25 protein-coding genes are annotated in these 23,037 nt (G+C 69.9%); 15 read left to right on the top strand and 10 right to left on the bottom strand.

The features are described 5' to 3' along the window. A partial coding sequence (locus tag CITRI_RS18090) for a BCCT family transporter (protein WP_010145730.1) occupies positions 1-429 on the bottom strand: 429 nt, incomplete at its 3' end. Between the two features lie 586 nt (positions 430-1,015). Here CITRI_RS18090 and CITRI_RS0114925 point away from each other — a divergent pair. Continuing rightward, on the top strand, positions 1,016-1,438 hold the full coding sequence (locus tag CITRI_RS0114925) for a hypothetical protein (RefSeq protein ID WP_010145732.1): 423 nt from the start codon (positions 1,016-1,018) through the stop codon (positions 1,436-1,438). Between the two features lie 112 nt (positions 1,439-1,550). On the opposite strand, the gene CITRI_RS18095 is transcribed toward CITRI_RS0114925, so the two are convergent. Continuing rightward, on the bottom strand, positions 1,551-1,922 hold the full coding sequence (locus CITRI_RS18095) for a hypothetical protein (protein WP_010145733.1): 372 nt from the start codon (positions 1,920-1,922) through the stop codon (positions 1,551-1,553). Continuing rightward, on the bottom strand, positions 1,915-2,259 hold the full coding sequence (locus CITRI_RS18100) for a PadR family transcriptional regulator (RefSeq protein ID WP_237709087.1): 345 nt from the start codon (positions 2,257-2,259) through the stop codon (positions 1,915-1,917). The genes CITRI_RS18095 and CITRI_RS18100 overlap by 8 nt, the downstream gene beginning before the upstream one ends. Positions 2,260-3,676: 1,417 nt before the next feature. Here CITRI_RS18100 and CITRI_RS0114940 point away from each other — a divergent pair. The 4 genes from CITRI_RS0114940 to CITRI_RS19830 all read left to right on the top strand — a co-directional run bounded on the left by CITRI_RS0114940 (position 3,677) and on the right by CITRI_RS19830 (position 6,079). Next, positions 3,677-4,723: a glycosyltransferase family 2 protein gene (locus tag CITRI_RS0114940; RefSeq protein ID WP_237709088.1), complete on the top strand. Its 1,047-nt coding sequence runs from the start codon at positions 3,677-3,679 to the stop codon at positions 4,721-4,723. A gap of 6 nt (positions 4,724-4,729) precedes the next feature. Next, entirely contained in the window at positions 4,730-4,945 is a 216-nt protein-coding gene (locus tag CITRI_RS18105; RefSeq protein WP_010145736.1) for a hypothetical protein, read from the top strand. Between the two features lie 234 nt (positions 4,946-5,179). Beyond that, entirely contained in the window at positions 5,180-5,920 is a 741-nt protein-coding gene (locus CITRI_RS0114950) for a class E sortase (protein WP_010145737.1), read from the top strand. Between the two features lie 3 nt (positions 5,921-5,923). Beyond that, on the top strand, positions 5,924-6,079 hold the full coding sequence (locus tag CITRI_RS19830; protein ID WP_029139387.1) for a hypothetical protein: 156 nt from the start codon (positions 5,924-5,926) through the stop codon (positions 6,077-6,079). A 125-nt stretch (positions 6,080-6,204) separates the two neighbouring features. Here CITRI_RS19830 and CITRI_RS0114960 read toward each other — a convergent pair whose 3' ends face one another. Beyond that, a complete protein-coding gene (locus CITRI_RS0114960; RefSeq protein ID WP_010145738.1) occupies positions 6,205-7,707 on the bottom strand; it encodes an S-layer homology domain-containing protein in 1,503 nt (500 codons plus the stop codon). 21 nt (positions 7,708-7,728) lie between these two features. Next, positions 7,729-7,932 carry a hypothetical protein gene (locus CITRI_RS0114965; RefSeq protein ID WP_010145739.1) on the bottom strand — a complete coding sequence of 68 codons (204 nt, stop codon included), beginning with the start codon at positions 7,930-7,932 and terminating at the stop codon, positions 7,729-7,731. A 1,110-nt stretch (positions 7,933-9,042) separates the two neighbouring features. On the opposite strand from CITRI_RS0114965, the gene CITRI_RS0114980 reads away from it, so the two are divergent. Continuing rightward, complete coding sequence (locus tag CITRI_RS0114980) at positions 9,043-9,462, top strand: hypothetical protein (RefSeq protein ID WP_010145741.1); 420 nt, start codon at positions 9,043-9,045, stop codon at positions 9,460-9,462. Between the two features lie 78 nt (positions 9,463-9,540). On the opposite strand, the gene CITRI_RS0114985 is transcribed toward CITRI_RS0114980, so the two are convergent. Together CITRI_RS0114985 and CITRI_RS0114990 are read right to left on the bottom strand one after the other, a co-directional pair. Continuing rightward, on the bottom strand, positions 9,541-12,936 hold the full coding sequence (locus tag CITRI_RS0114985) for a cytochrome P450 (RefSeq protein ID WP_010145742.1): 3,396 nt from the start codon (positions 12,934-12,936) through the stop codon (positions 9,541-9,543). Further along, the gene (locus tag CITRI_RS0114990) at positions 12,929-13,459 is read right to left on the bottom strand and encodes an HtaA domain-containing protein (RefSeq protein ID WP_010145743.1); all 531 of its coding nucleotides are present in this window, start codon (positions 13,457-13,459) and stop codon (positions 12,929-12,931) included. Before CITRI_RS0114990 ends, CITRI_RS0114985 begins: the two co-directional genes overlap by 8 nt. A 113-nt stretch (positions 13,460-13,572) precedes the next feature. On the opposite strand from CITRI_RS0114990, the gene CITRI_RS18610 reads away from it, so the two are divergent. The 4 genes from CITRI_RS18610 (at position 13,573) to CITRI_RS18615 (ending at position 17,676) form a co-directional block, all read left to right on the top strand. Next, positions 13,573-13,983 carry a LysR family transcriptional regulator gene (locus tag CITRI_RS18610; RefSeq protein WP_010145744.1) on the top strand — a complete coding sequence of 137 codons (411 nt, stop codon included), beginning with the start codon at positions 13,573-13,575 and terminating at the stop codon, positions 13,981-13,983. Then, positions 13,932-14,513, top strand: coding sequence for a LysR substrate-binding domain-containing protein (locus CITRI_RS18110; protein WP_050813717.1), 582 nt, complete (start codon positions 13,932-13,934; stop codon positions 14,511-14,513). The genes CITRI_RS18610 and CITRI_RS18110 overlap by 52 nt, the downstream gene beginning before the upstream one ends. 9 nt (positions 14,514-14,522) lie before the next feature. Continuing rightward, the gene (locus tag CITRI_RS0115000) at positions 14,523-15,842 is read left to right on the top strand and encodes an aminotransferase class I/II-fold pyridoxal phosphate-dependent enzyme (RefSeq protein ID WP_010145747.1); all 1,320 of its coding nucleotides are present in this window, start codon (positions 14,523-14,525) and stop codon (positions 15,840-15,842) included. Positions 15,843-16,032: 190 nt separating this feature from the next. Then, on the top strand, positions 16,033-17,676 hold the full coding sequence (locus CITRI_RS18615; RefSeq protein WP_010145750.1) for an S-layer homology domain-containing protein: 1,644 nt from the start codon (positions 16,033-16,035) through the stop codon (positions 17,674-17,676). 74 nt (positions 17,677-17,750) lie between these two features. On the opposite strand, the gene CITRI_RS0115010 is transcribed toward CITRI_RS18615, so the two are convergent. After that, the gene (locus tag CITRI_RS0115010; protein WP_010145751.1) at positions 17,751-18,206 is read right to left on the bottom strand and encodes an Lrp/AsnC family transcriptional regulator; all 456 of its coding nucleotides are present in this window, start codon (positions 18,204-18,206) and stop codon (positions 17,751-17,753) included. Positions 18,207-18,316: 110 nt separating this feature from the next. Here CITRI_RS0115010 and CITRI_RS0115015 point away from each other — a divergent pair, with 110 nt between their 5' ends. From CITRI_RS0115015 to CITRI_RS0115030, 4 genes are all read left to right on the top strand, one after another. Further along, positions 18,317-18,943: a LysE family translocator gene (locus CITRI_RS0115015; RefSeq protein WP_010145752.1), complete on the top strand. Its 627-nt coding sequence runs from the start codon at positions 18,317-18,319 to the stop codon at positions 18,941-18,943. A gap of 73 nt (positions 18,944-19,016) precedes the next feature. Further along, complete coding sequence (locus CITRI_RS0115020) at positions 19,017-19,673, top strand: AAA family ATPase (protein ID WP_141566145.1); 657 nt, start codon at positions 19,017-19,019, stop codon at positions 19,671-19,673. A 563-nt stretch (positions 19,674-20,236) separates the two neighbouring features. Then, positions 20,237-20,446, top strand: coding sequence for a hypothetical protein (locus CITRI_RS0115025; RefSeq protein WP_029139389.1), 210 nt, complete (start codon positions 20,237-20,239; stop codon positions 20,444-20,446). Between the two features lie 4 nt (positions 20,447-20,450). Then, a complete protein-coding gene (locus CITRI_RS0115030) occupies positions 20,451-21,764 on the top strand; it encodes a DUF2254 domain-containing protein (RefSeq protein WP_010145755.1) in 1,314 nt (437 codons plus the stop codon). 79 nt (positions 21,765-21,843) lie between these two features. Here CITRI_RS0115030 and CITRI_RS0115035 read toward each other — a convergent pair whose 3' ends face one another. Beyond that, complete coding sequence (locus CITRI_RS0115035) at positions 21,844-22,197, bottom strand: potassium channel family protein (protein ID WP_010145756.1); 354 nt, start codon at positions 22,195-22,197, stop codon at positions 21,844-21,846. Next, positions 22,179-22,304 (bottom strand): hypothetical protein, encoded by a 126-nt coding sequence (locus CITRI_RS20445; protein WP_255347904.1) that lies wholly within the window; start codon positions 22,302-22,304, stop codon positions 22,179-22,181. Before CITRI_RS20445 ends, CITRI_RS0115035 begins: the two co-directional genes overlap by 19 nt. Before the next feature lie 144 nt (positions 22,305-22,448). Here CITRI_RS20445 and CITRI_RS0115045 point away from each other — a divergent pair. Beyond that, positions 22,449-23,037: proton-conducting transporter membrane subunit (locus CITRI_RS0115045; RefSeq protein ID WP_010145757.1), on the top strand; the 589-nt coding region annotated here is incomplete at its 3' end.

Consider the following 23,037-nt stretch of genomic DNA (forward strand, 5'->3'; position numbering starts at 1 on the left):
GGAGTGGTCCGGTCCGAGCCGGACGTTGCCCTCCTTGGACAGCGCCACCCACAAGATGAACACGATCACGGCGACGACCGTGACCACGTAGTACCAGCCGAGGTTGGTGGCGACCCAGGTGACCACGGACTGCATCACGGACGAGGCGTTGGACGGGGCGAGCATTGCCCACACGGAGAACGCGATGATGATCGCCGAGGAGATGACCAGAACCCGCCAGTTGACCCGCGGGGTGGTGTCGACGTTGATCTCGGCCGGCCCCCGGACCAGTTCGCTACTGGTGAGAGGGGCGCGGAACTCGTCCTCACGACTCTGCCGGATTCGCCGGCGGTCCACGGCCGGGTCGGTCCCGCCGAGGCGGGTGCGCTCGAGGCGGCGCTCGGCGGACTGGTGGGGCGGTCGGGCAGATGTGCCTTCTGCGTCGGACACGGTCGTGCTCCTCTGCTACGAGACTTAGAACGTTCACTAGGCCGGCGCGTACGGAACGGATTGAACCCCTCAGGCAACCTGCCCCCGGCGAATATTGACGCCTGAGGTCCGGCCAGCGGCGGCGTCAGTCTACTTTGCCCAACTTCCCGGACCTGGGGCGCCGTGTCGGGCATCGCATCAAAGGAACGGCTTACGACACCCGCTCGTTGGGATCACAGACTGCTGCATGTACGGCGGCCCGTAAGCGGATCGGTTCCTGGGGGCGCGTCTGCACGCACCCCCGAACAGAGGCTGAGCAGAGACCGGACGCGCCGGGCCACCCTCCCGGCACCACGCAGGAACAACCCACCGGGGCCCGCAGGTCTGGGAGCACTGAAACACCGGACGCCGGGGAGCAAAGGCGCACGCGAACACTGGACGAACGTCCAATTCTCCCGCTGACAAGGGATGATTACGCTCCAGAGCATCTGGGCTGCCGCCCGGGTCAAACCTGATCACATCACCGCACCGGCATCACCCGTGGAGGGGAACCAAGAACAGCAGGTCTACTCGTCGTGCCCGGAAAGCCACCATCTCGATCGCCCTCGTGGGCGCGCTGTCACTCGGCGGGGTGATGGTCGCCCCGGCCAGCGCCTCCACCACGGCGCCCGCACCGTCCACCACCTCGACCAGCGTCACCCTGCCGGCCGCCGGATCGACCTCGCCCGGCACGGTCATCAACCTGCCCGGGGCGGAGGCCACCAAGACCACCCCCCGCTCGGCCTCCACCAACGCGCTGCCTGCCCTGGGCATCCGACTCGCGGTCCGGGCCGGGATGGCGGTGCTCAAGAGGACCGCGGTGACCTGGCACCGAGCCATCATCACCAAGGTCAACCAGGTCCGGAGCACGTTCGTCTCCTGGTGGAACAACAGCGTTCCGAACTGGATCAAGGTGACCCTCGGCGCCGCCGGCGGCGTGACGGGCAACGCCGTCTACGACGCCCTGCTCTGGGTGCTGGGCCTGAACTGACCGCGGACCACGACGGCGCCCGGCTGGCAGGGCGCCGTCGTGGCCTCCCCGGGCAGGCGGGCTCGCCGCCCCTCGGCCCGGGTCCGCCTCTCCGGTCCCGGTGAGCGGCGGCCTACTGCGGCCCCCGGCCACCGGCGAGGTAGCGGAGGAACTCGGCAATCACCCCTGCGGCCAGCGCGAGCAGGGCCAGCACGGGGGCGAAGGGCGCCACGGCTCCAGCCCCGGGCACCTCGGCGGTCGCCATCACCGGCAGGCCGATCGCGAGCACGACGGCCACGAGGAGGCCGAGGAGGATCAGCCCGACGCGCGGCTTGCGCCTCGCTTCGGGCGCCACCCGGGCGGCGTACTCCTCGGGCTCGCCGAACTCAGAGACCAGCTCGCGCTCGTCGAAAGGCTCCAGCTCCCGCACCGTGGAGCGCACGAGATCCTCGTCCGCCCCTCGGGCTCTCAGCGCCGCCGACAGCCGGTCCTGGTAGTCAAACATGGGTCACTCCGCTCTTGTCGTCACGATGCAGGTTGGCCTCGACCTCCCGCCAGGCCTGCCGGGCGTCATCCAGTTCCCGGCTGCCCTGGGGGGTCAGGGAGTACACCTTGCGCGCTGGCCCCGGCTCCGTGGTGTCCCACGAGGACTCCAGGAGCCCCTGGGCCTCGAGGCGGGCCAGGACGGGGTAGACCGTCCCGCCCCGCCAGTGGCCGAGTCCCCGCTCCCGCATCCGCTGCAGTACCGCGTAACCGTGGGCGGGCGCCTCGGCGAGGAGCAGCAGCACCGCATAGGTCAAGGCCCCCCTCACGAAGGTCTCCCGCCACTCCACGACACCCATGCCGCTCATAGTATGAATCCCTGACTAGGTAGCACCATTGACCAAAGGTCCACACGTGTAGGCGTGGGCGGCCCGCAGCACAAGACCCGATCGCCCGTGGGTGGTCCTCCGTGAGGGCATGGTGGCGACTCCGCCCAGGCCGTAGGCGTGACAGGCAAGGATCACACACCGCCGCGCACCACGGGCACATCTCGACAGATTCCCTAGGAGCAGGATGGTAAGGGACTGAGGCTCGGCCGTCGCCCACAGCTGCCGACATTCGCGGGAGTCGACTGCAGGGATATCAGGATGCGGCAGAACGGAACTTACTGGTGGGCGAGGCCCCGTTCCGTAAGTCGACCCCTTACGGCAGTGGTGCCGTTGCTTGGTCGATCAGCGAGCGCACTTCTGACGTCGCGCCCGGGGTGGTTCACAGGTTGTGTTGTGGGGTGGACCACCCGGTGACCTCGGGGTGACCGTGGACGCGGTAGCCCTGGCCGTGCACGGTGCGCACAATGCCGCCGAAGCGGCCCGGGGGTTCTGGCCGCGCCACGGCCACGTGTGCAGGTCTCGTCTGGTCCCGTGCGCGGACCAGGCCCGGAGTCGTTAGTGTCACGCGCCTCTCCGGTCCTAGGGATCTTGAGAAAAGCCAATCCCGAACCTCGAGATGTCCTTATCAGAGTGACAGGAATCTACGGGAAATCTTTGGCGAATGCTCAGGCGAAATCGCCAAGTTTGTTGAGGCGGGGGTGGTGAACTCAGAGTCATCAGGAAGTCGGTGGCGGCATGGACATCCCCGTCCAGGTCCTACCCCGCTTCCGTGACCGTCCTAGCATCGACGCCTGCTGCCGGCATCCCCGCCAGCGCCGGCGACGATCGATACCAGAGGGGTATGACATAGAAGAATGACCAAGAGCGTACTTGCGACCGGTCTGGACGTGACCGTCCTGCCGAGTTGACCAGCATCGATGTCCTTCCGGTAGACCCAGTCGCAGACTGAAGGGTCACCGTCGTGCGGTACACCTGCCGCTGAGGACGCGGATGACAGTCGTTGTATCCCCCGACGTATTGCCATTTCTGCCTAACCTCCGCCCTACCGCACCGTTGTGCCACCTTTGATCCCCCTTGGGTGGCGCGGCTCCCAGTTGTGCCACCTTTGATCCCCCTTGGGTGGCGCGGCTCCCAGTTGTGCCACCTTTGATCCCCCTTGGGTGGCGCGGCTCCCAGTTGTACCGTCTCCAAGGAGGGCCCATTGGGCTTCGCCACCAATTCAATAATTCACCGTCCTGCGGTTGCGTCCGGGAACCCGAAAAGCGGTCCTGATGTCTCCGCTCCAACCACTACGCCCCTAACCACCGCCCCGCAGGCCTCAGTGACGAGCGGGTTCGCTCCCTCATCACGCCAAGAGCCTGAAGACTCGTTTCGATCGTCGGCACGAGTGATCGTCCTCGTCCCTGCCCACAATGAAGAATCGAACATCGCCCAAACGATTGAGGGCCTGCGGTCTCAGGCGCGGGTGCCCGATGAGATCGTCGTGGTCGCAGACAACTGCGCCGATGACACCGTGACGATTGCTCGCGCCTACGGTGCGGGCGTCTTTGAGACGGTGGGCAATACCGACAAGAAAGCCGGTGCGCTGAATCAGGCACTGCGCCAGTACCTGCCGGGCCTCGACGATGACGATCTGCTCCTGATTCAGGACGCGGACTCGATCCTGGACCCGTTATTCATCCGTAACGCCGAATGGCATCTTGACCGGGCCCCGAACCTGGGCGCAGTCGGCGGGGTGTTCTCCGGAGGCCCCGGGGGCGGTTTCGTCGGTCATCTGCAGCGCAACGAGTACGCCCGGTACGCCCGGGATGTCTATCGGCTCAACGGCAAGTGCCTGGTGGTCACCGGGACCGCGGCGTTGTTCCGCGCCAAGACCTTGCGCCACGTCGTCCAGGCCCGCCTCGAGGGTGCCCTGCCCAGCGGGGACGGAAACGGTGGGGTTTATGACACCTCAGTGCTCACCGAGGACAACGAACTGTCCTTCGCCCTGATGACCCTGGACTATGACATCCTCTCTCCGGCCGAATGCCGATTGGTCACGGAGGTGATGCCGACCTGGCGCGAACTGTGGAACCAGCGCCTCCGCTGGAAGCGGGGAGCAATCGAGAACTGCTTCCAATACGGGTTCACGAAGGTCACGGCCGCCTACTGGGGTCGGCAGTTGCTGACGCTGCTGGGCGTGTTGGTCACGTTCGCCTACCTCGGATCCATCGTCTACGCCGTGGTCATCGACCATGGGCTCTTCGTCCATCCGTTCTGGCTGGGTGTCACCGCGGTCTTCATCCTCGAACGCATCGTGACCATCCGGTACCGGGGCTGGAGGTACATGGTCCTGGCCGCGACCATGTACGAACTCACCGTGGATCTCTTCCTCCAACTCGTTCACGCCAAGGCCTACTTCGATGCTGCCCTCAACCGCAAGAAAGCATGGTGACTACCCATGTACGACAACCCTTCCGTTCCCATGGCCGCCGGGTTGGCTGCCGGCACCGGTGGACTCGCAATGACAGGTGCGGACGTCTTCTGGTTCGTACTTGCGGCGTTTGCCCTGCTCGCGCTCGGCATGGCCATTCTGCGCATCGTGCCGCGTCGTCACACGGCCCCCAACGCCGAAGACCACTCGGATGCAGGCATGACGCCCACAGACCAGCGTTAAGGCGACCGGCCGGCAGGTTGATCGCCGTGCTGCCTGGTGCAGCCGCGGTCGACCTCCTCTGCCGCCTCCTTGGACGCCCGCCCCCACCCGGGTCCTCAGGCCGCACCTGTCTCTCCGCGCGGGACGGGTGCGGCCCGGGAAGGGACATACATATTGCGCGTGGTTGCTCACCGTACGTACGTCGGATGAGAGGTCCGAGCCCACAGTGGTGGGGCCAACCGAAGGGAGGGTGCCGTGATCGAATACAGGCCTGTTGGATCACCAGCCCGTGATCGACGCTCTATCGCCTTTATTGCCAGGGGTTTCGCCGAGCTCCTGCTCACCGCTGGGGTCATCCTGCTGCTCTTCGTGGCCTGGCAATTGTGGTGGACCAACCGTGCCGCTGACCACGAGCAGACATCCGTCGTCAGTGCGACTACCCGGCAGTGGAGCCATCAGCAGGCTGCGGAGCTTCCTGTGGACGACCCCCCGGTGGAAGGGGAGGTGTGGGGCATCCTCTATGTCCCACGCTTTGGCCAGGATTACGCCAAGCCCATCGCGGAGGGAATCGACATGGACGTGCTGAACTCTGTCGGTATCGGCCACTACCCAGGCACTCAACAGCCAGGCCACATCGGAAACATCGGCCTGGCCGGCCACCGGCAGACGCACGGCCAGGTGTTCTGGGCCATGGACCAACTCAGGGAAGGCGACAAGGCCTACATACAGACCAAGAAGGGCATCTACACCTATGCCTACCGCAGCACGCACATCGTGTACCCGTCGCAGAGCCAGGTCCTCCTCCCAGTACCGGGAGACAGCGGCGCGGATCCTACGCAGAAGCTGCTGACTCTCACGACGTGCCATCCGCCCTTCACCACCGACATGCGCATGGTCGTTCACCTGGAACAGAGCTCGTTCTCAGCAGCCCACACTGATCCGCCAGCGGAGATCCGCACAACAGTCAACCGGACAGCCGGACTCGAAGGAGCTTGAGGAATGTACGCCTGGATCCTCCGGCGACTACCCGGACCGCCGTGGTTACGCACCCTGCAGGCTGTGATCCTCGTGGGATTGATCATCACCGGGCTGATGACCTGGGTCTTCCCCTGGATCAGCGAGTCCTCACCGTGGACCGAATCCACCCTCGGCTGATCAACCACCCACACCGCCTGCCTGGCATGAGGAACTGCCCCCTGACGGTGATCACCCCTGGGCATAATCCGCGCAGACTTCACTCGACATGCGGATTCCGGTCAGCTCGTGAGCGGGGATGCCGGTCAGGCCTTCTTGCCGGCGATCAACTTCTTCGCCGCGTTCAGCTGGGTGCTCGAGCACGTCCCGCCGTAACCGGCCACGTACGAGTACATGTAACCGTCCTGGGTGAACGTGCCGGTGCGCTTGGCGCCCATCGCATCGGCCATGCAGTCGGCCATGTGCTCCACCCCAGGGTGCGCCCCGTTCGGGTAGACCCGGTCCATGGCCGCCTCCAGGGCATCCGAGTCGTACTTGTACGCCCGGTACTGCAGGATGTGGGCGCATTCGTGGATCTGGATTGCCTTCGACAGGTCAGAGTTCACCGGGGCATCGGCACCCACGTAGATCTCCTCCTCGACGATGACGTCCTCACCCCACCCCAGGCTCCTCATGGTGGCGTACCCGTTGGTCCCGGGGCCGGTCTCCACCGGAACGCCCCAGCACCACTTGGCGATGTTGTTCTGAACACCCTGTGCGTAGGTCTTCGGGGAGGCGTACGGCTCGCGCGTCCCACCGGGCTCACCACCGGTCAGGAAGTAGGAGTTCACCCATCCGGTGGTCGTCCCGTACTTCACCTTCGTCATCGACCCGGACGCGCCGAGCTTGGCGACCTTGGCCTGGGCGGGGATGGTGGTCAGCGTCTTCGAGCCGTAGTCTCCCTGCTGGTAGAGCCCCGAGGACACCTTGGTCCACATCGAGGTGGTGGACACCGGTGCGGCAGGCTTCGGGTACGGCTTCGGGGCCACTTTCGGTGGGGCGGGCTTGCCGTGCAGATGCGTCTCCAAGGCGTAGAGGAACGCCGCGGTCTCCCCACGAGTGATGGACCGCTTGGGCCGGAACGTGCCGTCGGCGTACCCGCCGACCATGCCGGTGCCCTTGAGCCACGCGGCCCCGTTGTAGAACGGGGTCGTGGTCTTCATGTCGGTGAACGGGGTCTTGGTCGGCACCTCGGCCTTGACGGACCCTCCCATCCTGTACATGAACGAGGCCAGCTCGCCGCGGGTGATCGGGTCGTTGATGCCGAAGGCACCGTTTGCATACCCGGCCGAGTATCCCTTGGCCTGCATCCACGAGATCGCGGTGAACCCGGCCCCACCGGGGTTGACGTCCTTGAAGTCCCGCTTGATACCGGGGGAGTGGTTCTCCCCGGAGAGCCGGTACAGGAACTGGGCGGTCTCTCCGCGGGTGATCTGCCGGGTCTTGCCGAACGAACCGTCGGAGTATCCGGCGGTGATGTTCTTACACGCCATCCAGGTGATGGCCGCATAGAACGAGCCTGCCGGTGGGGCGTCGGAGAAGTCGTAGGCGCAGGGGGTGAACGCGGTGGCGGCGTGCGAACCGGAGAACGCCTCGGGGGCCGGGGTGTTCTCACTGTCCAGACCGTCCGGGGTTCCCTGGCCGGTGGCGCCGGGGATGCGCTGGATCTGGGTGGGGGTGCGCTCGGAGGAGTAGGGCTGTCCGGCTGGCGCCTCAGGGGTGGCGTCACCGTACCCCTGATCAGCATGTGTGCGGGGATGATCCGTCATGCCGGTCGCGGCGTCAGCCGATCAGGAACGTTTGCCGGCCATGGTCTTCCGGGCCGCGTCCAGGTCGGTCTGGGAGCACTTCTCCCGCGCGGCGACCTGGTGCCCGCCGTCGCGGGCCATCAGCTGGGTCACGCACCGCGCCATGCGCAACGGGATGTAGGCCTTGTCCTGCGGGAAGAACGTGGCCGTGCCGGCGGTCACCCTCGGGCGGGTCGTGATCGGCATAGGGCAGTGCCTCCTGGGCGTGGGTGCGAGGTGGTGGTCAGAGTCGCTGGCCCCGAACATGTGCAGACTAGCGGGGTTCGCGGACCCTGACGTCGGGTTCACGTGGTGTACGGGTACCACACGTGGCCCGTCGGGTCAGTCCTGGTTCTGGCAGCACCCGTCACGGCCGCGGACCGTGTCGGCCTCCCCTGGGTGGCCCGGTAGGCGGCGTCGACCGGGTCGGGGCGGCTGACGCCGTGGGTGCAGAGCCGTGCCATGAGGAGTCGGTCGCCCCGCCAGTCCAGTGGGCCTCAACCAGCGGGTGCTCGGAGGGAGCGTGCAGGACGCCGGGGTGGCGGGCCCACGCGGATCCTGGGTGGACGCTGGCGAACACGTGTGGTCCGGCCGCCTGGACTGATGGGAGCGCCACGGGTCGAGCGCCGATACCTGGCCGATGGATGGTCTTGTCCATATCTGCGCCAGGTCCCCGTTCCACCCCGACGTGAGGCCGTGCAGAACTCTTCCTGCCCGGGTGCTTACTCATGAAGAGGCGGATAGTGCACCTTCTCATCAGTCGGTGCATCGACTGCATCCTCCGCGTTCCGTCGGGCTCACGATGGGATGTCGACTCCTGACGAGGGTGAAACCGCGTCTCCTCCTCCCCTGGCCGTCGAAAACAAGGGAGAAGGGTGGCAATCCGACCTGTATGATTGTGAGCGGCGTCACACGCAGTGAGGTGACGACGGACGCGGCATCCTCTCTCTCGCCGGTTCGCAGTGGACGATCAATCAGGGCAGGAGTCAGAAGGATGGACAGTTTCGCCACAACCGACCCGCTGCATGAGGTCACCGTGTACGACGTCAGGGGAAACGCGATCGGCACCGTCGCGGAGATCTTCGGTGAGGCCCCTCATGAATCCGCCTCCGCGGCCCCGCCGTCCAGGGGTGCCATTCCCGGGTAGTCCTACGGGTGCGCGGGAAGGGCCTGGGCGGTCGGCCCTGTCCTCCCGGGCCGAATCGGACCTATGCTGTCGCCACCCCTCAGCGCCGAGCCGCGGCCTCGCCCCCCGGCTCCGTGGTTGCACGCCTCATGAGACACCGGAACCTCTCCCTACTCTCCCGAGGACCCATCATGAAGACCCTGTCGCGTACCTGCATGGTGGCCGGAGGCACCGCCGTGCTCACCGCCCTGGCCGGTGTCACCGCCGCCCATGCTGCCAGCGTCACCGTCCCGGACACGGGCACGCTCCTGGTCGGCGGCGCCGGCGTGAGCCTCTCGGTCACCCTGGACTGCGAGGCCGGCCGGACCGCTGACCTCCTCGTCAACGTCGTGCAGAAGGTGGACGGCGCCCACGTGGCCACGGGCGGTGCCATCTCCGACACCGTGACCTGCGCCGCGGGCCAGGAGGCCGTGGAGGTCGCCTTGCTGGCCGCCGGCGACTTCGCCTTCACCGAGGGCGACGCAGCGGTCCAGATCCTGCTGTTCACGTGCGACACCGTGGCCTGTGAGAGCACCACCGTGACCGGCCAGGCCCGGCTCGGACTCACCTAGGACCATTCGTCGCGCCACCCTCCGTGCGGTGAGGGCCGGTCCGGCGTGCGGTGCAGGACCGGTCCGCGCATCCGTCGATCAGGAGGCGACCGCGGTGGTCGTCAGCGCCGCCACCACGGCGTCCGCCCACGGACGGGCGAGGTCGGTGGCGAGGTCGCGGCCGGCGGCGTCGTGCCGGCCGTACGTCCCGACGCGTTCCGCCCCGCAGGCACGCAGGGCCTCGTCGAGGATCTCCGAGCCGCGCGAGTACGTGGAGTGGTAGGACCGGTCGCCGAGGCCGAAGACCCCGAACCGCAGTCCGGTCAGGTCGGGCCGGGCCGCCAGCAGGGCGGCGTGGAAGGCCCGGGCGGAGGTGGGCAGTTCGCCGTCGCCGTAGGTCGAGCAGACCAGCAGGTACGGCCGGGCAGGGTCCAGGGTGCCGGGAGCGGCCTGGTCCGCCCCGGCGAGGTCGAGGACCTCCACCGCGAAACGGTCGGCCAGGTGCCCGGCCAGTTCCTCCGCGACCAGTTCGGCATTGCCGGACTCGGTGGCGAACAGGATGGTCAGCGGCGGCAGGTCGGCTCGGCCGGTCCGGGCCTGTGCCCCCGCACTCGCCCCGGCCGCGCGGGTTCCGGCGACGGTCCGGACACCGCTCCCGACGCCGGCCGGTCCCGAGAGCGAACCGGCAGTGGCCGAGGAGGCGATCAGCCGCATGCGCCGCCGGTCCAGGAGCTTGGTGCGCACGCGCCCCTCGGCGGCTGTGGCGCGCTCGTGCGCGTCCAGGCGCAGCCAGCCCTCGTAGTCGGTGGCGCGTCCCAGGTAGGGGCGCAGGCCCACGAGCCCGGTCTTGCCCCCGTGCCGGTCGCCGGCACCCCCGCTGCCGGGGCCGGAACGGGGTCCCTCCTCGAGCGTCGTCTCCGCACCGCGGGCCGCCGCCAGGTCACCCGCGATCACCTCGGCCAGGTCCCGGGCATCGCTGCGCTGGGAGGGGATGGTCCCCTGCGGGCCGCGGCGGGCCCAGCCGGCCAAGTACAGCCCCGGTTCCACCCGGCCGCTCTGCCGCGCCTGGTCGGTGATCCCGGCCAGCGCCGCGGTGAGCTCACCGTCCCCGGCCTGGAAGCCGATGGCGGTGATGACGCTGTCCACCGGGATCCGGACCCGGTCCGGCGCATCACCCGGCGCGTTACCCGGCGCGACCTCGACGCCGGCCACGGCCCCGGTCGCATCGCCCACGACCTCGCGCGGGGCGTAGCCGAGCCACCAGTGGACCTGGAACCGGGCCGGGCCGGTGGGCTCGCGCCCGGTAACCGCCAGTTCGGCCATCAGCTCGGACCGGGGGTCCCCGGCCGCGGCCAGCTGGTCCGCGTCCGGGCCGTGCACGGTGTGCGCCAGTCCGGGCAGGTCCAGGATCTCCCGCAGCATCACGGGGTCGAACCTGGCCCGTGCCGGGAGCGAGCGGCCGATGACGTGCACGGTGTCCAGGCGGCGGGTCAGGGTGGCGTGGGCCGCGTCATGGATGTCGGACCCCTCCAGGCCTGCCGCGGTCTTGGCGAGCAGCCGGACCACGTCCATGGCCACGTTGCCCATCCCGATCACCGCCGCGGACCGGCCCAGCGAGACCGGCTCGGCACCGGCCCACCCGGTGGCCGCGCAGGTCTCCGGCTCCGCATTGAGCAACCGGGTCAACTCGCCCGAGCCGATGACACCCGCCAGGTCCGCCCCGGGCACCTGCAGGGGCGCGTCCTGGCGCAGTCCGGTGGCCAGCACCACGGCGTCGAAATGCTCCCGCACCTGCCCCAGGGTGAGCTCGGCGCCGGCCGCGTCCTGGGACCGCACGGCCGGGGCGTGCTGGGCGGGGCGACCGCGCAGGACCAGGTCCTCGGCCACGGCACCCGTGTGCACCCGGGTGGAACCCACGAAGCGCACGCCGTCCTGCTCGAAGAGCCGGGAGAACTGGCCGGCCACGGCCTTGGTGCCCTGGTGGTCGGGGGCCACCCCGTACCGCACCAGCCCGTAGGGCTCGGGCCGGGCCTCGAAGACGGTCACCCGTGCCTCGGGCAGGCGGCGCCGGACCGCCTGGGCGGTGAAGCAGCCCGCGGGCCCGGACCCGACGACGGCGACGTGCGGGCGGGCCGCGCCGTCCAGTGCGACCTCGGGAGCCGACGTCGTGTCCCGCGCCGGCGCGGGGGCTGCGGCGCGGTCAGCGCCGTCACCGGCGCGTCCGGGGGAGGCCGTCCAGGTCACCGGCATCTCGTCCATGCCGCGGAACACCCAGCCGCCGGCACGGGCCGGGCGGCCGGGGATGAGGTCCAGTCCGGGCAGCGCCTCGAACAGTCTCGGCAGCGCGACGTCGGCCACCTCGGCCCGCGCGACCCACGCGCCGAGGCAGACGTGCACGCCCTTGCCGAAGGCCAGGTGGGCTCCCTCGCCCGTCCGGCGGATGTCGAAGCGGGCGGGGTCGGCCCACTGGGACTCGTCCCGGTTGGCCGAGAGCAGGCAGATGCCCAGCTTGGCCCCGGCGGGCAGGTGGACGCCGCGCAGGGCCACGTCCCGGGTGGTCTGGCGGGAGTACATGCCGATCGGGGCGACCCAGCGGATGGCCTCGTCGAACACGGCGTCCCACAGGGTGGGGTCGGCCTCCACGAGGCGGCGCTGTTCCGGGTCCCGCAGCAGCGCCCAGGCCGCCACGCCGATGGCGTCGCGGGGCTCGTTGAGGCCGCCGCCGATGGTCATCTTCAGGTTGGCCCGGATGGACTCGACCGGCATCTGGTAGTCCGGCAGGGCCACGAGCGCGGATAGCAGGGAGTCGTCCGGGTGGGCGCGGTGCCAGTCGAGCATCTCGTCCAGGGCGGCGTCGACCTCATCGAACGACGCCTCACCCCTGGCCCACACCTCGGGGTCGTCCGCGTAGTTCCCGGTGGCGTCGATCATAGTCTGGGACCAGCGCTGCAGGTCCTGCTGGGTGACGTTGTGCAGCCCGGTGATCGCGCGCAGGTTCTCCGCGGCGAAGGGGGCGGCGAAGTCCCACACCAGGTCCGCCCCGGGGCCCTTCTCCCGCAACTCGGCCAGGTAGCGGTCCGCGTTGCGCTCGAAGACGGGCCGCCACGCGCGCTTGACCACGGAGGGGCGCAGCACGGGCTGCCAGGCCCGGCGCTCGATGACATGATCCGGGTCGTCCTTGCGCAGCATGGAGTGGCCCATGGCGCGGATCATCAGCGAGCCCTGCTCGTTCGCGGAGAAGGTCGACTGGTCCAGCTCGGTGTCATGCACGGCGTCGTAGGAAGTGACCAGGTAGCGGCCCACCGCCGGCACCCAGTGCACCCCGCCCTCGGCGCGCAGCCGCTCGAAGACCGGGAACGGATCCTCGTAGAGCTCCGGGATGGTCACCCAGTCGGCCACCGGGGCCGGCCGCGACCCGGCGGGGGCGCCCGGGGCCTCGGGCGTCGGCCGCCCAGGAGCGGTCGGGGCGGGGAAGGGGGCGACGGCGTCAGTCATCTCGGGCGTCCTGGTCTGCGGTGGCGGTGGCGGTGGCGGTGGTGGAGTGGATCTGGATCTGGAGCGGGGCGAGGGGCGTGCCCTCGCGGTAGTGGCCGCCGAAGAGGTCCGCTCCCTCCTCGGTCAGGCGTGGCGCCGGATAGCAGGCCGCCTGCCCGGAGGCGGGTTCGCCAAGCCGCGCGAAGGCCAGCCGCTCACCGGGGGTGAAGGGGTCGTCGATGGACAGGACGGCGGAACCGCCCGCCCCGAGGACGGCGGGGTTGGCGAGCGTGACGGCCAGCAGCCCGTGATGGCCGGTGAAGTGCACGGCCCCGGTCCCGTGCAGCGCGGGGCCGTCCGGGGCGAGGGGGAAGAGGATGCCCCCGTCCGGTTGCCGGACGGCGCCGCCGTCCACGTCGACGCGGCCGTCGGCCAGGCGTGAGACGTAGGCGACGAACCCCTCGTGCACGGCCCAGACCAGGCCCCCGGCCGGGACGGTGCCGTGCGGACGGGACGCCTCGGCCAGTGGGGCGGCGGTCGTCACGGGGTCCTCCTCGTTGGGCGTCGGAACGGATGGTCTCGGCTCCTACTGTGACCCGGCTCTCAACTACAGTGCAACTGAGAAGATCTGCTCAACAACCACAGGAGGACTGCGCTATGGAGACCGGTCGGGATCGGCGCCCCGAGGGTGATCCCCGGTTCACCCTGCGCCAGCTCGAACTGTTCGTCGCCGCCGCCGAGCACGGATCCTTCGCGGCCGCCGCCCAGAGCGCGTACGTCACCCCGAACGCGGTCTCGCAGGCGGTGACCGAGCTGGAGGGGGTCCTGGGCGTGGTCCTGGCCGTCCGCCGTCGGGCCCGGGGGCTGACGCTGACGCCGGCCGGGACGCACCTGCTCGATGGGGCCCGGGCGCTGCTGCGGCAGGCGACCGACCTGAGGCTGAGCGTGGGGGAGGGGCGGGTGCGCCGTCCGGGCCGGTCGCCGTCGGGTGCTACTCCACGCTCGCCCCCACCCTGGTGCCCGAGCTGTGGGAGCGGCTCGCGCAGCGGTACCCGGACGTGGACCTGACCATCGAGGAGGGCACCACGGCCGAGCTCGTGGAGATGCTGCACGCCGGCCGGCTGGACCTGCTGATCGCCTACGAGGTCGCCCTGCCACCGGGGCTGGGGAGCAGGCCGCTCTTCGAGGCGCACCCGTGGGTGGTGCTGGCCCGGGACCACCCGCTGGCGGGGCAGCAGGCGGTGGACCTGCGCGACCTCGCCGAGGACCCGCTCGTGATGTTCGACCTGCCGCCCAGCGGCCAGAACACCCTGGAGCTGCTGCGCCGGCGGGGCGTGCGGCCCCGGGTCGCGCACCGGACCACGGACTTCGAGCTGGTGCACTCCCTGGTGGGGCGCGGGATGGGGTACGGGATCCAGTTCCAGCGCGCCGAGGTGGAGGTGAGCCGGGAGGGCCGACCGCTGGCGGTCCTGCCCATCACCCCGGCACCGGACGCCGAACCCGTGGTGGTCGCCTGGTCGGAGCGGGTGCCCCTGACCGCGCGGGCGAGCGCGGTGGTGGAGGTGGCCCGGGAGTTCCTCTCGGCACCCGTTGGCTAGGCTCAGGGCATGGCCGAGCAGCGCGCAGACCGCACCGAACACCAGCCCGACGCCGGCCCCGCCGGGACCGCACCCGCCCGCCGTCCGCTGGGGCCGTCCTCGCGCTCGCAGGTGCCGGACTTCGAGGTGATGACGATCCTCGGACGGGTGAGCGAGCTGCGCGCCGCCGGACACGACGTGGTGAGCCTGTGCGCCGGGGAACCCGGCGGGGGAGCCCCGGCCGCTGTGAACCGGCGGGCCGCCGAGATCCACGCCTCCGGCAGGGCGCTGAACTACACGCCGAGCCTGGGCATCGCCGAGCTGCGCCAGGCCATCTCCGGGCACTACCGGCGGTGGTACGGCCTGGACGTCGACCCGGCACGGGTGGCCGTGACCACCGGTTCCTCGGGGGCGTTCATGGCCGGGTTCCTGGCCGCTTTCAATGCCGGGGACCGGGTGGCGATGGCCCGCCCCGGGTACGCCGCCTACCGCAACATCCTCACGGCGCTGGGCTGCCAGGTGGTGGAGATCGACGCCGGTGCGGAGGTCCGCTATCAGCCCACCCCGGAACTGCTCGAGCAGGCCGAGGCGGACCACGGTCCGCTGGCCGGGCTCATCCTGGCCTCACCGAACAACCCGACCGGCACCATGGCCACCCGCGCCGAGGTCAAGGCGCTGGCCGAGTGGTGCCACGAGAACAGCGTGCGGCTGGTCTCGGACGAGATCTACCACGGCATCACCTACGCGGACGGCGCGGCCGCGGGCGGGGACGGGGATGGGGACGGGGACGGGGACGGGGACGAGCCGGGCGACGAGCGCGGCGTCTGCGCCTGGGAGTACTCGACCGAGGCGATGGTCATCAGCTCCTTCTCCAAGTACTGGGGCATGCCCGGCTGGCGGATCGGCTGGATGCTCATGCCCGAGGACCTGGCACCGGCGATCGGCGGGCTGTCCGGGTCGGTGTCCCTGTGTCCGCCGGCCGCGGCACAGTACGCCGCGGTGGAGGCCTTCGCTGACGAATCCTATGCGGCCTGCGACGAGCAGGTGGCCGGCTTCGCCCGGGCCCGCGCGCTGCTGCTGGACAACCAGGAGCGGCTGGGCTGGACGGACGCGGCCCCGGCCGATGGCGCGTTCTACTTCTACGCCACACCGGGGGAGCGGATGCTCCGGAAGTACGGGACGTCCACGGCCTACTGTGAGGCCCTGCTGGAGCAGGCCCACGTGGCGCTCACCCCGGGCACCGACTTCGACACCGCCCACGGCGACCAGTACATCCGCCTGTCCTTCGCCGCCGGGCACGACGCCGTCCGCGAGGCGATCGAGCGGATCGTCGCGTTCCAGCGGGGCTGAGCCGGGGCTCTGCACGGTCGCCACTGGTCGGTACCGGTTCCCCGGCCCCGGCGTCTTGTCCCCCCACTCGACTTCCACCTGTTCCGGGGCTTCAACGGTCTCAGCGGGGCTTCTTTGTGCGGACCACGGTGAGGGGCGGGATAGGTTCAAACCCGCCCCCCGGCTTTCCCCAGAAAGTGAATCCGTCTCCATGAAGAAGACCCTGCTGGCCAGGGCGCTGTCTGTCGGCGCCGCCCTGGCTCTCGTCATCCCCACCACCGCGCCCGTCGCCCAGGCCAGCGAGGTCCACGTCCCCGATGCCGGTCTGCGCACGTGCCTCAATGTCCATCTCGACCAGCCGGTCGATGCGGTGCTGACCGAGGCGCAGCTGGCGTCCATCGAGGAGCTGGACTGTGGGTCCACCAAGCGGCGCAGTACCTATCACATTGAAGATCTCACCGGGGTGCAACACCTCACCGGTGCCACGACGATCAGTTTGATGAAGAACGACTTCTCCGATCTTTCGCCGTTGTCCGACCTCACCCAACTGGAATCCCTGGATCTGCGGTTGACCGGCGTCGTCGACCTGGAACCACTGGCTGGTCTCGCACGCCTGGAGTGGTTGCATCTCGGCTTCAACGACATCACCGAGATCTCGGCGTTGTCGAACCTCACGAACCTCACTGAACTGACCTTGAGCGGCAACCTCATCGAGGACGTCGCTCCGCTGGCGAAGGCCGAGAGTCTTCGACGCCTGAACCTGGGCGGTGCTCACGCCGTCGTCAAGGGCCAGAACGCTCCGAGCCTGACCGGACTCGAGCAGCTCACCCAGGTCGAATTCCTTTCCCTGTCCGTTGATCGGGAGCTGGAGGACATCTCTGCGGTCGCAGCACTCTCGAATCTGCGTACCCTGGACATTTCAGACACCGGGGTCTTGGATGTCACGCCGCTGGCTGGGCTGGTCAATCTCGACGTCCTCACGGCCACACGGGCCGCCATTACGGATGCCTCGGCCCTGCAGACGCTCGCGCATCGCGGGGATGTCCAGCTGTCCCTCGCCGGTCAATACCGGTTCGAGACCATTGAGGTCGGTGACGCCGTGGCGGTGCCACCGGTGCTGGACGCCTTCGGCGCCCCGGTGGAGCTCACGACGTGTGAGGCCTATCCCAGGACCAGCGAGTGCATGGACTACATGTCGGTGGCGGGGAACAAGATGACATTCACTCCCGAGGCCCGGGGTGACTACACCCTGGGTTTCGAAGGCACCGGGAGTGACGACTTCAGTTTCACTCTCCGCGTCGAGGCCAAGGCACCGGCCCTGGAGACGGTCCACTTCACGGACAACCCGACCGGTTCGACGTTCTACACCCCCGTGCAGTGGCTGGCCGCCGAGGGCATTTCCGCCGGCTATGCGGACGGGACGTTCAAGAAGGACAAGAACGTCAGTCGAGGGGAGACTGCTCAGTTCCTGTACCGGATGACGGGGCAGTCTGTCACCGCTACCGGAGTGCCCTTCGCCGACGTGCGCTTGGCGTTCAGGAACGCGGTGGGGTGGTTCGCTGAGGAGGGTATCTCGGTGGGATACGCAGACGGGACGTTCCGGCCCAACCGGCCGGTGTCCCGGGGCGAGTTCGCCGCCTTCCTGTACCGCATGCATCAGCCGGAGGTGGAGGTCCCGCAGGACGGTCCGTTCACGGACGTGTCGGCTGAGGGCGCCAACGCGCGGGCCATCACCTGGCTGGCGGACACGGGTGTCACCGCAGGATACGCCGATGGGTCCTTCAAGCCGGGGCGGAAGATCACCCGTGCGGAAGTCGCCGCGTTCCTTCACCGCTACGATGCCTTGTCCGAGTGACCAGGCTGCGTCGCTAGACCCATAGACGCACCGGTGGGTGCGGGTTGCTCCCGCCTCCCTGCCCACCCGGCGTCTCAGGGGATCGGGATGGCCTGACCACTGCGCACCCGCTTCATGACCATCGTCGAGCTGAGCCGCTGCACGCCCGGCAGGGAGCCCAGGGCGCTGTCGTAGAGACGCTGGTAGGCCGCCAGGTCGGGGGTGAGTACGCGCAACAAATAGTCGGGGTCGCCGAAGAGGCGTTGCGCCTCGACGATCTGGGGTACCTCGCGCACGGCGGCCTCGAAAGCGGCGACCGTCTCCACGTCCGTGCGGCCCATCGTCACGAACACGATCGCCTCGAAGTGCAGGCCGATCGCCTCCGGGGAGACCACGGCGCGATAGCGCTCGATCGCGCCGGACTGCTCGAGGTCCTTCAGCCGGCGGTGGCAGGCGGACAGGCTCAGCCCCACCTTCTGGGCCAGGGCGGTCGCACTCATGCGCCCGTCCTCCTGCAGCAGGGAGAGGATCTCCCGGTTGATCGCGTCCATGCCGAGAATCCTCCCGTTCAACCCCCGGATCTACACAACACATCGAAGCACATTTCGCAGGATCCTCCGTACGATCTCCGGCAGAACGGTGGAGCGGAAGGACGAGCGCAATGGATACGGCGTTGATGGCCCAGTTCTGGCTGGTGGCCCTGCTGTTGGCACTGACCCCCGGCGCCGACTGGGCCTACGCGATCTCGGCCGGTCTGCGCGCCCGCTCCGTGGTGCCCTCCGTGGCCGGCATGGCCTCCGGATACGCGCTCGTGGTCACCATCGTCGCGGTCGGGGCCGGGGCGGCGGTCACCGCGTACCCGATGACACTGACCGCCCTGACGGTCATCGGCTCGATGTACCTACTCTACCTGGGCGTCTCCACGCTCACGGCCCAGGCCCCGCCGATCACCGCCAGCGACCAACCGCTCGGCACCGGCCCGTTGTCCCAGTTCTTCCGCGGCGCCGGGATTAGCGGGATCAACCCCAAGGGCCTGCTGTTGCTGCTGGCCCTGCTGCCCCAGTTCACCTCCGCCTCCGGTGCCTGGTCCTCCACGGCCCAGATGTTCACCCTCGGCAGCCTGCACGTGGCCAACTGCGCGGTGATCTACCTCGGGGTGGCCCTGCTCGCCAGGCAGCTGCTGGGCTCGCGCCCGCGGGCGGGCAACGCCGTGGTCAAGGTCTCGGGAGTCCTGATGGTCCTGATCGGCACCAGCATCCTCGTGGAGCAGGGGGTCACCCTGTTCTGACCCAGCTCGCAGCGGCCACCCAGCAACGGCCGATACTCTCGGTCTGCCCACGGGAGACGACCGGGAGGACCCCATGCAGCAGTCTTGCGGTCACTTCTCGGACGGGAGCGCGCCCGATACCGGTCCGGTCACTCTCGACGCCAGAGGCAGCGGTCCCCGGACCATCGTGCTGCTGGGCATCGACGGCTCCGGGAAGACGACCACGGCCACTGCCCTCGCCGCCGCGGAACGGGGCGAGGGCCGCAGGGCACTCGTGATGCGCAACCGTTCCGGGCGCCGGTGGCTCATCCGGGCGGGGCGCCGCGTCGGCACGGAGCTTCCCGTCCGGTGGGCGGACCGGGTCGAGACGGCGGTGCGCACCTGCAATGTCGTGCTCTCCCATGTCCGCGCGGCGCGCACCGATGGGCTGGTCGTCATGGACCGCCACCTTGTGTGCCAGCTCGTGCTCAGGCAGGTCCGGGGGCTCCCTCCGGGCCGGGTCCTGCCGTGGCTCTCGGACCGGTTGCTGCGCCGTGCCACCGTGGTCCTCCTGGACGTCCCGGCCGAGACCGCGCACGCACGCATCACGGCCCGCGGCGAGGACGACGAGCACCTGGACTTCCTGCGGGTCTCCCGCGCGGCCTACCTGCGGTGCGCTGCCTCCCGGGGCTGGGACGTGGTGGACGCCACCGGCCCGGTGCGGGAGGTCCTGGGCCGGATCCATCAGGGTGGGGCGCACCGGTCAGCGTGAGCGCCGCCCGGTGCGGGCAGTCCACGCCGGGCTCGACGCCGACCCTCCCGGCCGCCGAGTTCCTCCCGTCCCGGGGCGGTCACCGCTGGTCCAGTCCCCGGCACCGCAGTAGGTTGTGGGCGTGGCGTCCCGGGACCTGGAGGCCCTGCCCGTGGGGTTCGAGCGCCTCCACCGGAGGGACTTCCTCAACTACCAGTTCAACCGGGCACACGCGCTGGGCTTTGCCGACCGCGCCGAGCTCCTCGCCGCGGTGGACCGCATCCGCTCCGGACCCGACTGCGTCCCCGTCTTCGAGGACCTCTCGGCCCGGGCGGACGCCGCCGGCCGGACCCGGCACGCGGCGGGGTACCTGCGCCTGGCGGAGTTCTTCACGCCGCCGCGGTCCGGGGAGAAGATCGCGCGCTACCGGCGCCTCCGGGACCCGTACGACGCCGCCTTCGCGGGCACCGGCGTCGTGCGCCACGAGGTGCCCTACGCCCAGGCCGCGCTGCCCGCCTACCGCCTACCCGCGGACGGCCCGGGCACCGGGGCCACGGTGCTGCTGCACGGCGGGGCGCCAGGACGTGCTGCTGATGTGCGGGGAGCACGGCGCGTTCCAACCGCCGGCCCTGGCCCGGGCCCAGGCCCGGGCGCTGACGGCGGCCCGCAGCCTGACCGTGCGGACGTTCACGGCGGCCGAGTATGCCAACCAGCACTGCCAGATGGGGAACCTGGACCTGGCCTGCCGGGCGCTGACCACCTGGTTGCGGGACCCCGCCGGGCTGGAAGGATGAGGCCATGGACGAGGCGACGGACGACGTGACGGGCGCGTCGCCGGCACCGGGCCGGGGCGGGACGAGCGCGGGTCACCGGGCCCGCGGTTCGATCCCCGAGGTGGCCCCGGCGACCTGGTGGAACCGCCTGTGGAAACCGTTCTGGGCCGTGCCGGCGGCCTGCGTCCTGGTGTTCCTGGTCCTCGGCATCGTCCTGCCCCAGGTGGAGGACTCCTGGGGGACCACCGACCTGCAATACGTCTTCCAGGGCGGTCCGGACGGCGCCCGGGGACTACTGGGCACGATCGCCACGGCGATGATCTCGGTGACCGGGCTGGTCTTCTCCATCACCATGGTGGTGCTGCAGCTGGCGTCCAGCCAGTTCACCCCGCGGGTCCTCGGGGGGTTCCTGCAGAACCGGGTGGTGCAGTCCACGCTGGGCATCTTCATCTCCACGTTCGTGTTCGCCCTGACCGTGACCCGGTCCGTGCGCGGTGACAACTCCACCGAGCAGTTCGTCCCCCAGGTCTCCGTGACCCTGGCGTTCCTGCTGGTCCTGGTCTCCATGGGGTTCTTCCTGGCCTTCATCCACCACATCACCACCTCGATCCAGGTCTCCCACGTCATCTCCCGGATCGGTGACCAGACGGTGGCGCTCGCCGACCGGATGTTCCCGGAGTCCGCGGATGCCGAGGCCCCGGCGTTCGGTCCCACCTGGTCCCCGGATCCCGGCACGCCGCACCTCCGGCTGGAGGCACCGCGGCACGGCGTGATCACGCACGTGGACTATGCGGGGCTGGTCCGCTGGGCGCGGGAGCGGGACGTGGTGGTCACGCTGGACCGGCCGGTGGGCCAGTTCCTGGCGGAGGGGCAGCACGTGCTGCGGATCTGGGGAGCCGCCGTCGGGCTGGAGGGGGCCTCCGGGCCGGGCGATCCCTACCGGCACATCGGGCTGGGCCCGCAGCGGGAGATGCGCCAGGACGTCGCCTTCGGCATCCGCCAACTCGTGGACATCGGCAACCGCGCCCTGTCCCCGGGGGTCAACGACCCGACGACGGCCGTGCAGTGCCTGGACGAGCTCCACCGGATCCTGCGCGTGCTGGTCCGGCGCGCCTCGCCCGGCCCCTACATCGCCGACGACGCCGGCCGGGTGCGCGTGGTGCACCATCCCCAGGCCATCACGGAACTGGTGGAGCTGGCCCTGCTGGAGATCGTCCACAGAGGGGACGACCTGCAGGTGCCCCACCGGTTGCGCACCCTGCTGGAGGACCTCGTGGAGGTCAGCGCGGAACGCTACCGCCCCACGGTGCACCGGTTGCTGGAGGGGCTCCCCGCCTGACCAGGGACGGGTGGTCTTGGCGGATGCGGCCGCGTAGGAGCTGCTCGCGGTCGTGCTGCCCGTCTCGGCCGTGCGCCGTTCAGCGGCGCCGGTGGTCGTCGGCGTAGGTGGCGAAGATGGTCTCGGCGTCGTCACCGGACACGAAGTCCTCCGCCAGCACGGACCCCAGTCGGTCCAGGGCCGCTGAGAGCCGGGGGGCGCCTGCCGGGAGTTCCGGGACCTTCGAGTGGTGGGCGCTGTCCCGCAGCGCCAGCGCGAGCGCCCTGCGGCGTGACAGCGGCGGGTGCACCTGCGTGAACCACGTCAGTCCGGCCCTCAGCAGGGCGAAGCCGGTCAATGCCTGGACCGGGGCAGCCATCCGGATCCACGGCTGGGTGGCGACGACGTCACCGAAGCCCACGGTGGACAGCGTGGTCAGGGAGGCGTAGAGCACCCAGCGGCTGAGGCCCCCTGTCCCTTCGGGTGCAACAGGCTGTTGAACATGTCCCGCAACCCCAGCAGGATCACCAGGATGCCGGCGATGCTCAGCACGATGTTCACGGCGGGTCTCCGTTCCTGGTCGACAGTCGCATGGTCGGGATCCCGACCGGTGCGCCACCGACCGGTCCGCGATCCACCGAGCGTACCGGCGTCAAGGTCGCGCGAGAGGGATGTGAGCGCCCCGGGATTGCTAGGGTGGAACGCATGTCCACCGCGATGACCCTTGCCCTCCTTGCGGTCGGACTCGTCCTCACCCCCCTCTTCTGCCGGTGGTGGGGCCGCAACGCCGGATGGCCCCTGGCGGCCGTCTACACCCTCGCCGCCGTGGCGTACCTGCCCGCCCTGGCCCAGGGGGCGGCGGTCCGCGCCGGCGCCGGCGGTGCCGCAGCCGCTTCACCCGCCGCGTGGTCCATCCCGTGGATTCCCTCCTGGGGTCCCGGTGGGGGAGAGGGCGTCAGGCTGGCGTTCTCGGCCGACCCCGTCTCGAGCGTCTTCACCCTGATCGCGCTGCTCATCGGCGCGGTGGTGCTCGTCTACTCCACCCGGTACCTGGACCCCGGCCCCAACCTGAGCTTCTACCTCGGGATGGCCCTGTTCACGCTGGCCATGGTGGGGCTCGTGACCGCGGACGACCTGGCGGTCCTGTTCATCTGCTGGGAACTGACTTCCCTGGCGTCCTTCCTGCTCATCGCCCGCTCGGGCCAGAGCGCCTTCGCCCCGTCGATGCGGACCCTGCTCGTCACCTTCCTCGGCGGACTGGCCCTGCTCGTCGCTGTCGTGCTGGTGGCCGTCC

Source organism: Citricoccus sp. CH26A, assembly GCF_000224415.1.
GTDB lineage: Bacteria > Actinomycetota > Actinomycetes > Actinomycetales > Micrococcaceae > Citricoccus.